Below are 15,378 nucleotides of genomic sequence, written 5' to 3' on the forward strand. Positions count from 1 at the left end.
CTTTATAAGTTTAATTCTTTCTCGACAATGTAAATCGGCCTTTCTTTCACCCCTTCAAATGTCTTGCCGATATACAGGCCAAGAATACCCAGAATCAGGATGATTAACCCTCCTAAGAACCAAATGGAAATCATTATACTGGTATATCCGGGTACGGCTATCTGGTTGGTGAAATTCAGAATAAAATAGAAAAAACCCATTAGTAAGGAGAGGAAGGAGATAATAAAGCCTGTTTTGATAACGATACGTATGGGTTTGTCAGAATAAGCCAGCATGACGTCCAATGCCAGTTTAAACATCTTTGAAAAATTGTATCCGCTTTTGCCCGTTTGCCGTTCCTGGTGTTCAACATCCAGTGTGGCTTTGGCGAAACCAACCCATAAAACCATTGAAGGGAAAAACCGGATTGACTCTCTGAGTGAACAGACCGCATCAATCACCGACCTGCTGTAGATGCCGAAATTTGCAATGGTGTGGTCGATATGACTTCCCGTCAGGTAGCCAAGGGTTTTCCAAAAGAGCTTCGAGAACAATTTCTTGGTAAAATTATCTTTCCGTTCTATTCGTCTGGCAAGCACGATATCATAGCCTTCCAGGCTTTTTTTATATAGATTGGGTATTTCTGACGGAGCATCCTGAAAATCACAATCCATCACGACCACTTTGTCGCCTTTCGTATAGTCCAGCCCGGCGGTGATGGCGTAGTGCTGGCCGAAATTTCTGCTTAGTTTTACACCTTTCACGTTTGGATTTGCCGAACAGATTTCCTGAATCACAGCCCACGAGTTGTCCGGACTGAAATCGTCCACCAGTATGATTTCATATTCAGAAGCAATTGCTGAAATCTGTTTTTCTATTTCAGCCACAAATTGTTTGAGGTGCGATGCTGCATTGTAAATAGGCGAAACGATCGAAAGATACATAATGTAAAAATAGAATATTTTAATGAGTAACAAAAATAATCCCTTTTTTAGTGTTGTTATTTTCCTATTTAGAAGTCATTATATTCTGCCTCAAAGAACTATATTTGAGCAATCAATTCATGAAATCGCCTTGTGAACTGATTGCTCAACAATATGACAACTTATCTTTTCCCTTTTGCAACTGCCAATTTCAGGGTAAACATATTCTCTTGGAGTGATCTGCTGTTTGCACCGGCTTTTTTATATATTATTTACAGGTTGTGCGAGAATATATACAAAAAGAAATATGCGGATGTTTCCTATGGAAAATACTTTATGCTGGCGGTTAAAGTCAAGCTGGTTTGTATTGTCATGTACTGGGCGATTAATAAATTTTATTATAAAGGGGGTGACACCTATGTCTATTACTGGCATATACTTAAGATCAAACAGCTGCTTTTTGAAGACCCCGCAACAGCCTATAATATCCTGTTCAACAGTGAAGATTTTCAGACGATGTTGTATATGAGGGATTATTTTCTCAATTACGGCACCTATATCTATGACAAGAGTTCGTATATAGTAATTTTGGTAGGCTTTTTCCTAAGTTTCATATCCTTCTTCTCCTATATAAATATCTCAGCCATCATGGCGATGTTTGCGCTGTTGGGGTGCTGGCGAGTCTTTAAGATGTTCCGTGAAATGTATCCCCACCTGGAGCGGGAGATGGCGATTGCGACTTTATTTATCCCCTCCGTGATGTATTGGGCGTGTGGCATCATGAAAGATTCCATATGCATCGGGTTTCTGGGGGTGCTCACCTATGCCACTTATGAATTGTTCTTTAAACGAAAGAATATTTTTTTTAATATAATCTATATTGCCGTATGTGTCTGGGGCCTGGTTCAGATTAAAGCCTACATCATCCTTGCCTTTGCGCCTGCCTTGGCGGTATGGGTATTTGCCCGTTACAGATATACCATTAAGAGCCCGTTCATCAAAGCATTGGCAACCCCTGTCTTTATCGTTGTCGCAATGATAAGCGGCGTCGGGGTTTTAACCTTAATGGGGAGTGTCGCTGAAAAATATGCGTTTGAGAATATGATGCGGACGGCACAGGACACCCAGAACTGGCTCGTGTTTTCTTCTCAGATGTCCGGCAGTACATCCTATTATAATTTGGGTAATGTGGAGTATACCACTTCGGGAATGTTAAAGCTTTTCCCTAAGGCAGTCAACGTGTCACTGTTCAGGCCATATATCTGGGAAGCGAAGAAACCGATGCTTATTCCTGCAGCGATAGAGGGAATCTTTACCTTTTTCCTGACGGTCAGGCTCCTGTTCCGGGCAGGGTTCCTGAATTTCTTTAAGATGATTGCGTCCAATCCGGAGGTGCAGTTTTGCCTGGTATTTTCCATCATTTTTGCCTTTGCAGTCGGATTTACCAGCTATAATTTCGGTGCATTGGCAAGATATAAGATTCCGCTGATGCCTTTTTATTATATCGCCTTGTTCATATTGTCCGATTCGCAAAAAAAAGAGGCCGCTCTGCAGGTAAAAAATTAACAAGATATCCTTATCTTCGCAAGCCTGAATTTTGAGGTATCACAGAAAAACCAGAGCATTTAAGGGTTTATGGTATAATACCCCGATAATCGTTAGATGCACAAAGCCTGATTTGAAAATAATTAATTTTAAAAAATGAATATAGCAGTTGTAGGCACCGGATATGTAGGATTGGTTACAGGAACCTGTTTGTCAGAAACCGGGAATAATGTTATTTGTGTTGATATTGACCAAAATAAGGTAGCTAAGTTAAAATCCGGACAGATTCCTATTTTCGAACCCGGACTGGATATTTTATTTCAACGTAACATCAAGGAAGGCAGACTCCATTTCACCACCAATCTGGAAGAAGCGATTGAGCATGCCAAACTGATTTTTCTGGCATTGCCCACTCCTCCCGGAGGTGATGGTTCTGCAGATTTATCCTTTGTGTTGGGCGTAGCTGAACAGCTGGGTAAAATCATGAAGGAATACAAAGTGATAATCAATAAAAGCACGGTTCCGGTCGGTACTGCTGAAAAAACAAAGAATGCCGTTGCCAAAAATGCGAAGGTGGAGTTTGATGTGGTATCCAATCCCGAGTTTCTACGCGAAGGGGTTGCCGTGGATGATTTCATGAAGCCGGACAGAGTGGTGGTGGGAACCACTTCGGAAAGAGCCCGCAAATTAATGGAAGAACTGTATCGCCCGTTTGTCCGACAGGGCAACCCGATTATCTTCATGGATGAACGGAGTTCGGAAATGACGAAATATGCAGCCAATTCCTACCTGGCGGCTCGTATTTCTTTTATGAATGAACTGGCGAATCTTTGCGAACTCACCGGAGCAGACGTTGAAACCGTCCGCCAGGGAATGGGTACCGATAACAGAATTGGCAAGCGTTTCCTGTTCCCGGGTATCGGCTATGGCGGCAGCTGCTTTCCAAAAGATGTGCAGGCACTGGCAAAGACGGCAGAAGAAAACAATTATGACTTCAAGATTCTGAAGGCGGTGATGAAGGTGAATGAAATCCAGAAACATATACTGGTTGAAAAAATCATTAACCATTACGGCCATGATTTGTCCGGTAAAAAGATTGCAGTATGGGGATTGGCGTTTAAGCCCAATACGGATGATATCCGGGAGGCTCCATCCCTCTATATCATTGAAGACTTGCTGAATGCCGGTGCGGAGATTATCGCGTATGACCCGGAGGGGATGCCGAATGTGCAGCAATATTTCTCATCGCTCCCGGAAGATAAGAAAGCAAGGCTGCATTTTGTTGACGGCTATTACAAGGCACTGGAAGGCGCCGACTTTCTGGCTATTTTAACCGAGTGGACAGAATTCAGGACACCGGATTTCGAACGGGTAAAATCCTTATTAAAAGAAGCGGTCATCTTTGATGGCAGGAACCTGTACGACCTGGATGTGGTGAAGGAAGCAGGATTTTATTACAACAGTATCGGAAGAAAAACGATTACGGCACAGCAATTATAAAAACAATAAAAATACAGGTATCAATGTCAACGGAGGATAAAAAAAGAGTACTGATTACGGGAGCTGCCGGTTTTCTGGGGTCCCATCTGTGTGATCGGTTTATTAAAGAAGGATATCATGTTATCGGCATGGATAACCTGATTACAGGAAATATAAAAAATATTGATCATCTATTTCCGCTCCAGTATTTTGAATACTATCACCACGATGTAAGCAGATTTGTGCATGTGCCCGGCAAACTGGATTATATCCTGCATTTTGCATCGCCGGCATCTCCGATCGATTACCTGAAAATGCCCATCCAGACATTGAAGGTAGGTTCTCTGGGAACACATCATTTATTGGGCCTGGCGAAAGAAAAAAAGGCGAGAATGCTCATCGCTTCCACCTCCGAGGTGTACGGTGATCCTACCGTTCATCCGCAGCCGGAAGAGTACTGGGGTAATGTAAATCCCGTCGGTCCGCGCGGAGTATATGACGAAGCCAAACGTTTTCAGGAAGCGATTACCATGGCCTATCACAACTTCCACGGAGTGGAAACAAGAATAGTTCGTATTTTCAACACCTACGGTCCGAGAATGCGGCTGGATGACGGCCGTGCATTGCCGGCATTCATGAGTCAGGCACTGAACGGAGAGGATATTACGGTATTCGGAGACGGCTCACAAACCCGTTCCTTTTGTTATGTAGATGATCTGGTGGAAGGGATATACAGACTTTTGCTGAGCGATTACCATTTGCCTGTAAACATCGGCAATCCGCAGGAAATAACCCTGCTGCAATTTGCCGAAGAAATCATAAAACTGGTAGATACCCAATCAAAAATCGTCTACCTGCCGCTGCCTACCGATGATCCGAAACAGCGCAGGCCGGACATTACGAAAGCAAGGAATATCCTGGACTGGGAACCAAAAGTGGAAAGAAGCGAAGGCTTGAAAATAACACTCGACTATTTTAAGAAGGAATTGGGAAAATAGTTACTTAAACCAACCTGCGTATTTCACGTAGTTAGTGGCAATGCGCTCGTTCTGGTCTTTAAACGTATCCGCCTCCAGTTGTTTTACCTTTTTTGCCGGCACGCCGGCGTAAATGCTGCCTGCTTCCACCCTTGTATTTTCCAGTACTACGGCACCAGCTGCAATGAGGGCGTTGGCTTCGATATAACAGTTGTCCATTACGATGGCACCCATTCCTATCAGCACATTGTCTTCAATGGTGCAGCCATGCACCAGGGCGCTGTGCCCGATGGAAACATTGTTTCCGATAACTGTCTTCGTTTTCTCATACGTACAGTGTATAACGGCATTGTCCTGAATGTTGACCTTATTGCCGATCCGGATGGAATTGACATCTCCCCGGACGACGGCATTGAACCAAATGCTGCAGTCATCGCCTGTTTCCACATCACCGACAATCGTGGCGTTGGGTGCCAGATAGTTATTATTTCCAAATTTGGGCGTGTATCCTCTGCAGTCTAAAATTAATGCCATGGCAATTCCGTTCTATTTTGTAAATTTCGGAAATGAAGATATCAATAAAAAGCAGAAAAGTAAAAACGCTTGCCGCAATTTTGCTGCTGGTTACCCCGCTGCTTTTTACCTCCTGTGTTTCCGCCAAGGCAAAAAAATGCAATTGCCCCACCTTTGGGGATGCTAAAAAGCATTAATTTCTCGGGCTGATTTTGGTTCAGAAACATATAATAGATTTAGAAAAACACTACAAGATGCAATCAGTAAAATTAACAAAAGCAGCACGGAACGAGATAAAGCTGAAATCAATAATGATGGACTTGCTGGTGTTCAACCTGAAAAACAACAACAAGAACAACGACAAGAAGGAAGAACCATCGAACAAGCAGAATCCGACCTTAAAAGAGCAAAAGCCTAGTTAAAGGCATTAGAGCAAAAGCAGTCTAAACTAAATGCACAGTTAGAAAAGAATCTCAAAGAGAATCAGCTTGATTTATTGAAGGGCGCAAAGCCACAGGCAATGTTTGACGACAAGGCAGAACAGCAGAAAATTGACGATGAAACCAAAAAAGAGATTGAAGATAAGCGCAAACAGGTTAACGACTTAGAATCAGAGGCAGAAAGATTAACCAATGAGCAAAATCAATTTAACATATTTGAACCGCAAACAGATTATGAAGAAGGGCAAAAAATACACAAAACCCAAACAGAAGGAGATGTTATATCCTATCTGTCAGAAACCTCCGATGACTACCCAACAGGACTACGTGGAATACAACGGCAAGAAGATATACCTAAACTCAATGACAGTATCGTAAGAAATGTATGGAGGAAATTAAAAAACTTACAATTCTCATCACCAACAAGGGTAAAAAGCCACGCTGACGTTGCTGAAATAATGAAATTGCTTGAAAATAAATCAGTAGAGCATTCATTCGCAGTTCATATAGATAAAAACGGGAAAAGCTACATACAGTTTTTATCTATTGGAGGATTAACTGGTACTGTAATAGATACAAGGCTGATTAATTTAGGTGCAGTAAAATTTAAGTCAAAAAAAATATACTTAGTACACAACCATCCGTCAGGAAACCTTAATCCAAGTAATCAGGACTTAGCCATAACGGAAAGAATCAGACAGGCGTTTGCCGATATTGATATAGAAGTGGAACACGTTATTATGGACACGTATAAAAAACAATATACTGTCATACGTAAATATAACGCAGTAAATACATACGAAAGAGGCGAGTATGACAATACAAAAAAAACGACAGCATACATATTAGACGAACAAAAACTATTAGAAAAACCTGTTACCAAAATAAGTAATCTGCAAGATTGCATACATGCAATACAGCAGTTTCGTTTTTCAGCATTCCCTAAAAACGCAGTTCTTATATTAAATAACAGTAATTATATTATTGGAAATTATGTTTTTGAAGATGGCATTGATTATGAAAAACTATTAAATTTCATTGGAGATACCGGTACTGCCACATCTGTTATTCTTTATGGAAACAATAAAGACAGCGAAATGGTAAGGTTTGTTCAGGAAAAACTGAAACGGCTTGATATTACCCTATTGGATTATGTTATAGTTCCAAGCAATAATGATGTTGTTTCAGGTTTTTACGGGTCAATGAAGCGAGAGAATTTATTAAATGAAACGCAAGAAAGGTACGGAACAAACAATATAGAACAAAAGGGTGGTGTAAAATTTCAATCTGCTGGAACAAAACCCAACATCAAAACCATATCCAAAAAGGCGTTTGACAAACTTATTAACCGACTGAAAAAGGCATTCCCAAATGTGAAGGTGTTTCAGGATGAATCCACGCTGAAAGAAAAGTTGAAGGAGTTTGGGGTGATTACAAATGTGACAAATAAATCAATTCCTGAACGAATAGTTAAAACAGTATCTGAAGCACAAATAGCTATAAAACCACTTATCGGTAAGCCTATAACCAACAAAGTATTTGGTATTACGGCTACTATTTCTGGGAAGACTATTGGAAAACTGGGTAGTGATGTTGCAACAAAACAATCTGTTAACCCACGGTTACATGCTTTGGCAGTTGCCAATATAGACAAGTTGTTTGAAAATGCAGAACTACATACCACAGAAGCAGACAGAAAAGAACGAAGTGATATAAATCAGTTTCATAAATTTGGAATACTGTTATATGACACCGAAACAAAGCAATATTATCCTGTAAAAATTACAGCAAAGGAATACATTAATCTCGTTGACGGGACAAGAATATATAGTGTAGAAGCGGTAGATATAGAAAAACAGAAATCCGCAGGGCTATTGGAAAGCTCACCCGAAGGCATTCAGTCCCCGTTTGCGGATTTCTATACAAAATTAGCAAATCTTGCTGAAAATGCAAATAAAGATGAAGCAAGATTTATGGCTTTCGGCAAAAGAAAGGCTTTTGGTGGCAATAGTGGGTATGTCGGATATTCAATGAGCAAAAGAGCAGAACAAGCCTACCAAGACGGAAAACTAACATATTCAAAACTTCCTGTATGGGCTAAACGACTGGTAGATGCAGCAATGGTATCAACAGACGAATGGCATCATACATCTTCCTATGGAAATAAAACACCTTTTTATAGCATTAGCCAATTTGATATACTTTCAGATGCAGAGAAACAGCAGTTAGATGTTCATGATTGGGATAGTATTGAAGATTTTAATAAAGTACCCAAAAGTGTTGTTAAGGCATTTGATGTAAAGTCAAAAGAAGAATTAAAGAAGAAAAATGATACCAAACGGGTTAGGCAGACAAAAATAGACCAGGCACTCAAAGAACTTAATGATTTTAAGTCGCAATTCAAGAGGTTTAACAGACAGTCAGAAACACCTGAATATGGATATGTTGAAATTTCCGAAATGAATGGTAAGTATGGTTGGTTTGATTCTTCTAAAGGTTCTTACAAACTTCCAGAATACCATAGTGGCATTGACTATGAAACATCAGAAAACAAGGACAAGGCAAGAGAATTAGAAAACGCATTAAATGATGCAAAATATCGTTCATTTTATGAGTTAGAATTAAGAGAAATTGGTCTTACAAATGAACAGATAAGCGAATTACATAAAACAGGATTGATTACAGGTGAAATAATGCCTGACAGTTTTTATAAAATTATAAGGAAAAACAAAGACCTGATAATTGAACAACTTGATGAACTAAAAAACCTACCCAAGTATAACGACAAATTTAATCCATCACTCAACAGAAGTAAAGAAAGTTTCCTTACAGAAAAAGAAAAACAAGAAAGGCAAAACAGGCATTCAGCTATATCCGAAAATATTGGTAATATTTATGGAGATAACTACGAAAGAAGATATGAGCATCAAAGAGTTGACGATGAATATAGAAAAATATCAGAAGAAAGACATACGGAAGCAGAAAAAGAATACATAAATTCCGATAAGGTAAAACAAGATGAAATTAAGTTTAATAATGACAAGAACAAGGCAACATCAATCAGACAAAATATTGAACAATTATTGAACGATAATAATATTACAGATTCCGATAAAATCCAATTCCTCCGCACCAAAGATGGCACGATTTACGGTGCTAAATTCCCTGACGGCAGTATCTACATCTCCCCTGACAATCTTAACGCAAACACGCCTATTCACGAATTTGGTCACATTTGGGAACAGGCATTCGGCGCACGTTTCAAGGCAGGTGTGGAAATACTCAAACAGTCTGCAAAAGGACGTGCCTTAATCGAACAGGTGCGCAACAATCCGTTCTACAAGAACATGACACAAGAGCAGATTGAACGGGAAGCGTTGGTGGTGGCAATAGGCAACAAAGGCGAACAGTTGTTCGGTGCATCCAACTATGAGAAGCTAAAACAATGGATAAGCGATTTATTCAAGGCGATTAAGGAGAAATTAGGATTTAAGCAAAACCTGACGGCAGATGAAACCTTAGAAAACTTCACCAAAGGCGTTGTAGGAGAATTACTGGGCGGTAAGGTGCTGAATGAGGATATTGGAAAAGCGACAAAAGAACAGGATAACCATACGGCATTGATGGCAGAATACGCCACCGAAAGCGACTTTGAACGAAATAGAGATGGAAGTATAAAAAAGGACGAAACAGGCGCACCTATTTTAACCGAAAAAGCGAAAAAGGAAATAGCCGAAGAATACGATGAAATAGAAAAGCGTTATGATGGCAAAGCACCCAACGGAAAGACATCAAAACTTACCAAAGAACAATGGATTCAGGTACGAACCAGTAGGTTTAAGAATTGGTTTGGGGATTGGGAAGGCGACGCAAAAAATAAAGTATCAAGAGATAAAATTGAAAAACTTTTAAAGTCAGATAGGGACACCTCCAAAGGCATTCAAAGAGAGACGATTGGAAAAGTAACCACCGAACAAGCAAAAATATTGAAGGACACTTTAGGTATTGATGTAAGTGGATATGAACATACCATTGATAAGGGAGAAATAAACCATACCATCAATGAGCATGGTAACGAAAAAACAGAAGCACAGAGAGGACAAATAGCCGTTACGGAAAATGATTTTAGTCTTATTCCTGAAATATTAAATACCCCTGATAAAATAGAATACATTGGTAAAAATAAAATAGGTAGAGATGTAATAAAGTACACAAAACGTTTTAATGGTAAAACATTGTTATTTGAAGCGGTTTTAACAGGGAAGAAAGAACTGCAATTTAGCAGTATGTATAAACAAAAAAGTGTGGGCGAGAAGTTGCATAACACCACCGCTCGTACGTCCGAAACGCTCCCACAATACAAAGATAAACAAAATTTAGGTAACACGGTATCAAAAGTAATAGACGAAAACGGAGAGCCGTTGGTGGTGCATCATGGTACAAATAGAGAATTTAATAATTTTTATGATTCAGAAAACGGAATATATTTTTCTGATAAAAAGAGAGTTGCGGAAGAATATACATATCATATTGGATTGGCTAATATAAAGAGTAAAACGCCAAACATAATACCTGTTTTTCTTAATATTAGGAATCCAAAAGAAATTGATGCGTTAGGTAAGAAATATAATAATATTCCAGTTCCTTACCAACAATGGGAAAGAGTTGTTTACGGAAGATTGCCAAAGAATGCACAGTCAGTAGAATCTGTTTTTTTATATTATAACGAAAAAGGATACGATGGAGTTATAGTAAAAGATGTGATTGATTCTATTTGGAAAGATTCTACTGACAAATCTAAGGTTATAGTTGCACAAAACCCCAACCAAATCAAATCCGCCACCTCCAATACAGGAAGTTTCAGCAACGAAACAAATGATATTCGATTCAAATTCGATTCCACCACCATAAAAGATGATGTGCGTGAAATGAAAGCTGCCGGAACAAAACCCAACATCAAAACCATATCCAAAAAGGCGTTTGACGGACTTATTAACCGACTGAAAAAGGCATTCCCAAATGTGAAGGTGTTTCAGGATGAATCCACGCTGAAAGCAAAGTTGAAGGAGTTTGGGATGGATATGACTGATTTTATGGCTTCGTATAAAAAACTTGCAAGTCAATACGATTTTTTATTCAACGGCAAATCGGTTGCAAACCTTACTGGTAAAGAGTTTGAAGCAAAAGAGGGGGTTACGCTAAAACAGCAGGTTAATCACTTCTTTAATTCCATTGGAAATATAACTCAATCTGTTTTTGGTGAGGTTGTTTTAGATAACAGGGTATATAAGGATGATAGCGCACACGGTCAAGGTAGAGAAAAAATAGCTACATATAATGCACTCCCTGCCATTCTTGAAAATGGTATGGATATACTACCAATGGCAGAACACAAAAAAGGTGTTAGAAGTGGGATGGTTGGTGCGCCAATAACTATTGATGGTAAAGAATATATTGCAGTAGCAGTAGTAAGAGAGATAAATGACAATTCTGGTAGAAAGCGGTTATATGTACACGAAGTCACTTTAAAAGAAAAACTCCTTGAAAGCAGTTCTAATCCGGTTGGCAATAAAGCCAATACAACAGCCACTAATCAAGGAGAGATTGCAAAAGTATTAAATAATATCGTATTAGCAAAGAAAAACCCGTTAAATTTTCTTTCTGTATGGCATGGTTCACCTTATAATTTTGACAAGTTCAGCACGGATAAAATAGGCACAGGTGAAGGCGCACAAGTATTTGGTTGGGGATTATATTTTACGGATTTGGAGAGTATTGCGAGGGGTCATGTAAATAAACTTTATGATAAATCAAAATTAGAGGATATAAATAAGCGTTTATCTGAAATATCAAAAGAATTAGAGAAATATCAAGCAGGAGAATATGGTAAATACAACTCCCCTATTGGCTATGAATTGAAAAAAGAATACGATGAATTAATAAATTCAAGGCAAGAAGAAATTAGAAAAGGTAAGACAATTTACAAAGTATCTCTCCATAAAAATAAAACACCTGACCAATATATTTGGTTAGATTGGGATAAGCCATTAAGCAGAGAACAAGTATCAAAATTAACAACAGCGTTAAAAGGGGAAATAGTAACACCACACGGCAAAACAAGTATAAGGGTAAATATAGGTGGTGGAGATTTTAAGTTAATAGACACAAGAAAAGGTGCTGAAACATATAATCAATTATCAAGACTTCTTGGTGGCGACAAAGCGACATCTGAATTTCTTTTAAAGAATGGAATAGACGGAGTAAAATACCCTGTTGAAAGTATATCAAGAGGCGCAACAAGCGACAACACAAGAGGATTTAATTATGTTGTATTTGACGAAAACGCAGTAGAAATTGAAGATAAAATCCAATTCCTCCGCACCAAAGACGGCACTATTTACGGTGCTAAATTCCCTGACGGCAGTATCTACATCTCTCCTGACAATCTTAACGCAAACACGCCTATTCACGAATTTGGACACATTTGGGAACAGGCATTCGGCGCACGTTTCAAGGCAGGTGTCGAAATACTCAAACAGTCTGCAAAAGGACGTGCCTTAATCGAACAGGTGCGCAACAATCCGTTCTACAAGAACATGACACAAGAGCAGATTGAACGGGAAGCATTGGTGGTGGCAATAGGTAATAAAGGTGAGCAGTTGTTCGGTGCATCCAATTATGAGAAGCTGAAACAATGGATAAGCGATTTGTTCAATGCGATTAAGGAGAAATTAGGATTTAAGCAAAACCTGACGGCAGATGAAACCTTAGAAAACTTCACCAAAGGCGTTGTAGGAGAATTACTGGGCGGTAAGGTGCTGAATGAGGATATTGGAAAAAATGTTTTAAATTTGTTAAATGATAAAAATGAAATTAACTATGGAGAACTCACAAAACAAACAGATAGAATTCTCAACAGAACTTCCTACATTGACCGGCTATCATTGGAAGAAGAACAAGGTCGCAGGCGAGGAGGCAGAACGGCAGTTGAAGCAACCCTACTCATTAGAGCAGATACGCAAGCAGGCAGAGGAAGACAGGAAGATAATATCCGCTCGGAAGTAATTTCCAATCAGGAAAAAATATTATCTGATTATGCAGATAAAAATAATCTGTGGGTTGACGAAAACAAGGTTGCGATAGAGGCAGCTGAACAATTACCATCAGGATATGAAAGCAATGTTTATGTTAGTGCCGACGGAAAAACTGTTACCAAGTTTGTAAGCTACCGTATATTAGACAACACTCCGCAAAGTTTCCTTGATAACAGGATAGCTTTAAATAATTTTATACTTAACGGCTCAAACACAGAATACACACTAAAAGGATTTGCCCGAAATTCGGAAACAGGACAGTTCCAGTTTGTAGTTGAACAGCCTTATGTGCAAGGCAAACTTGTAGATTTTAATAATAAAGAACAGAAAGAAGCATTTGATGAAGAAATGCAAAAAAGAGGGTTTCAGGAACTTGCCTATGGTGTATATACAAACAAAGACTATGTGTTGTACGATGTGAAAAATGGGAACGTAAAAATAACACCGGAAGGTAATTATAGGTTTATAGATATTGCAACCACATTAAACGACAGAAAAACAAATGGCAATAGGGAATATGGTGATGGAGGTGTAATCACAACAGGAGTTCAGTTTGACACATCAGACAAAAAAACAGGAGTTGACTTCAAATTCGATTCCACCACCATAAAAGATGATGTGCGTGAGATGAAAGCTGCCGGATTAAGCGAGGATAGAATACGTGAAGTCCTATCACTTTCAGGAAACACACAGGAGGAGATTGATAAGGCATTATCAGGAGAAGGAGAGGTATTTGGTATCAAAAAGGCGATGGCAGGTGAGGAGTTTATACAAAGCCACCCATTATCAAAAATGAGTGACAAAGAGGTCTATGAAGCATCCATTATCACGGAAGCAAAAAGAAGAACAGAGAGACTGTATAAAAGCGGCAATAGTATAGATAAATGTGGGCGAGTTTATGCATTCTGAAAAACAGAACCCCTACTCTAACGTCCGAAACGAACTCCCACAGTATATAGTTATTCAAATTTTTTCAATAAAAAAATAGAGGCTTATTTTACCATGAGGAGGCACTAAGGCTTAATAAAGGGTTTACCAAAACAGAGAAACTAAAAACAGGAGGTACCGAAGAAATAGAAAAAGGTCAGCCATTTCATTTATCAGTTCTTAATGCCGATACGAATAGTTCGCTAACCCTTTCCGATACAAAGTTATAACAATTATAAGAAATGCTTGGCGGAAAATCGACTGACCTGTCAAAAGACAACCCAAGCCGCACACCAAGCATTTCAGTTGTAAATTCACTCAACATTTGTTTCTGATATAGAATTATACGAAACAAAAAATGTGGGCGAACAGTTGAATAAATCCACCGCTCGTACGTCCGAAACGCTCCCACAATACAAAGATAAACAAAGAATGGAATTATGAGATGGATGATTTTTTTACTGTTTTTACCTTAAATCCTTCCGCCAAGGCAAAAAAATGCAATTGCCCCACCTTTGGCGATACAAAAAAACATTAATTCCTCGAACCGATATAGATACCGATCAGAATCGTAAACAACCCGAAAAAGTGGATGGGAAGGATGCGCTCCTTGTCCAGCAAGCCCACCAGCACAGATACCAGCGGAATCAGATAAGTGGTCATGGTTGCAAACAGGGCGGATGTCCGCTGGGTGAGGATGTTAAAGAAAACCTGTGCATAGGCAGTACCGAATATGCCGAGTACCAGCAAATATTTTAAACTGCTCCAGGCTGGAATTGGATGCTGGCCGACTTCGTGAAACGCTCCGGAGAAATACAGATAAGCCAGGGTAAGCGGCGCTACAAAACTATATTGCAACAGGGCGATCACCACCGGATTTTCTCTCTGAAAATGAGCTTTAAATATATTCGCATTGAGGCCGTAACAGATGGTAGCGATCAATGGCATCAGAATATACGGATTCAGCTGGGTGATACTTTTTTGCTTGGATAAGACGATGATCAATGCTCCCGCAAACCCGATAATGACACCGATGATTTTATTATTGGTCAGCTGAATGCCGAAAAACATACTGCCGATGAGCAAGGCAAACAAAGGCGTGGTGGAGTTCATGATGCCAGTCAGCCCGCTGTCGATTTTTGTCTCGGCCGTGCAAAACAACACCGCCGGAATCAGGTTGCCAAACAGTCCCAGCAGGGGAATATATTTCCATTTCGCAAGCGGAACCCGCAGCTTCTTAAAATGAATGACCATCAAGGGTATCAGTGCTAAGAATGCAATACTCATGCGGAAAGCAGCTACCTGCAACGGCTCAAATACATCCAATCCTCTTTTAATAAAGAAAAAGGAAAATCCCCAGATAACGGATAATCCGGTGAACATCATCCAATCGCCTGCCTGTATCTTTCTGGTTTGTTGCATAGAGAGCACAAAGGTAAAATTAATTTAGAGGAACAACGGGTCGCAGCGTTCTTTTGTTCATTAGCTTATGATTAATTTG

At 39.5% G+C, this 15,378-nt stretch carries 9 protein-coding genes; 6 read left to right on the forward strand and 3 right to left on the reverse strand.

What is annotated here, in order from left to right:
* Window positions 1-2: 2 nt before the first annotated feature.
* Complete coding sequence (locus IPM95_11870) at window positions 3-923, reverse strand: glycosyltransferase family 2 protein (protein ID MBK9329970.1); 921 nt, start codon at window positions 921-923, stop codon at window positions 3-5.
* A 153-nt stretch (window positions 924-1,076) separates the two neighbouring features.
* Between IPM95_11870 and IPM95_11875 the strand changes: the two genes are divergently transcribed.
* The 3 genes from IPM95_11875 to IPM95_11885 all read left to right on the forward strand — a co-directional run bounded on the left by IPM95_11875 (window position 1,077) and on the right by IPM95_11885 (window position 4,924).
* Window positions 1,077-2,468: a hypothetical protein gene (locus IPM95_11875; protein MBK9329971.1), complete on the forward strand. Its 1,392-nt coding sequence runs from the start codon at window positions 1,077-1,079 to the stop codon at window positions 2,466-2,468.
* Between the two features lie 135 nt (window positions 2,469-2,603).
* Window positions 2,604-3,947, forward strand: coding sequence for a UDP-glucose/GDP-mannose dehydrogenase family protein (locus IPM95_11880; protein MBK9329972.1), 1,344 nt, complete (start codon window positions 2,604-2,606; stop codon window positions 3,945-3,947).
* A gap of 23 nt (window positions 3,948-3,970) precedes the next feature.
* Entirely contained in the window at window positions 3,971-4,924 is a 954-nt protein-coding gene (locus IPM95_11885; GenBank protein MBK9329973.1) for an SDR family oxidoreductase, read from the forward strand.
* Here IPM95_11885 and IPM95_11890 read toward each other — a convergent pair whose 3' ends face one another.
* Complete coding sequence (locus IPM95_11890) at window positions 4,925-5,437, reverse strand: gamma carbonic anhydrase family protein (GenBank protein MBK9329974.1); 513 nt, start codon at window positions 5,435-5,437, stop codon at window positions 4,925-4,927. It abuts the gene before it with no gap.
* On the opposite strand from IPM95_11890, the gene IPM95_11895 reads away from it, so the two are divergent.
* From IPM95_11895 to IPM95_11905, 3 genes are all read left to right on the forward strand, one after another.
* Window positions 5,436-5,603, forward strand: coding sequence for a hypothetical protein (locus tag IPM95_11895; protein ID MBK9329975.1), 168 nt, complete (start codon window positions 5,436-5,438; stop codon window positions 5,601-5,603). The genes IPM95_11890 and IPM95_11895 overlap by 2 nt on opposite strands.
* 67 nt (window positions 5,604-5,670) lie before the next feature.
* On the forward strand, window positions 5,671-5,838 hold the full coding sequence (locus IPM95_11900) for a hypothetical protein (protein ID MBK9329976.1): 168 nt from the start codon (window positions 5,671-5,673) through the stop codon (window positions 5,836-5,838).
* A gap of 74 nt (window positions 5,839-5,912) precedes the next feature.
* Window positions 5,913-13,859 (forward strand): hypothetical protein, encoded by a 7,947-nt coding sequence (locus IPM95_11905; protein MBK9329977.1) that lies wholly within the window; start codon window positions 5,913-5,915, stop codon window positions 13,857-13,859.
* 552 nt (window positions 13,860-14,411) lie between these two features.
* Here IPM95_11905 and IPM95_11910 read toward each other — a convergent pair.
* Window positions 14,412-15,299 carry a DMT family transporter gene (locus IPM95_11910; protein ID MBK9329978.1) on the reverse strand — a complete coding sequence of 296 codons (888 nt, stop codon included), beginning with the start codon at window positions 15,297-15,299 and terminating at the stop codon, window positions 14,412-14,414.
* Window positions 15,300-15,378: the final 79 nt, after the last annotated feature.

The organism is Sphingobacteriales bacterium, from assembly GCA_016719635.1.
In the GTDB taxonomy this organism is placed as follows: Bacteria; Bacteroidota; Bacteroidia; order Chitinophagales; family JADIYW01; genus JADJSS01.

What these genes read in the sequence shown, in the direction of transcription:
- IPM95_11875 (MBK9329971.1), top strand. Translation starts at nt 1,077, where the DNA reads ATGACAACTTATCTTTTCCCTTTTGCAACTGCCAATTTCAGGGTAAAC.
- IPM95_11900 (MBK9329976.1), top strand. Translation starts at nt 5,671, where the DNA reads ATGCAATCAGTAAAATTAACAAAAGCAGCACGGAACGAGATAAAGCTG.
- IPM95_11910 (MBK9329978.1), bottom strand. Translation starts at nt 15,299, where the DNA reads ATGCAACAAACCAGAAAGATACAGGCAGGCGATTGGATGATGTTCACC.
- IPM95_11895 (MBK9329975.1), top strand. Translation starts at nt 5,436, where the DNA reads ATGGCAATTCCGTTCTATTTTGTAAATTTCGGAAATGAAGATATCAAT.
- IPM95_11885 (MBK9329973.1), top strand. Translation starts at nt 3,971, where the DNA reads ATGTCAACGGAGGATAAAAAAAGAGTACTGATTACGGGAGCTGCCGGT.
- IPM95_11870 (MBK9329970.1), bottom strand. Translation starts at nt 923, where the DNA reads ATGTATCTTTCGATCGTTTCGCCTATTTACAATGCAGCATCGCACCTC.
- IPM95_11880 (MBK9329972.1), top strand. Translation starts at nt 2,604, where the DNA reads ATGAATATAGCAGTTGTAGGCACCGGATATGTAGGATTGGTTACAGGA.
- IPM95_11890 (MBK9329974.1), bottom strand. Translation starts at nt 5,437, where the DNA reads ATGGCATTAATTTTAGACTGCAGAGGATACACGCCCAAATTTGGAAAT.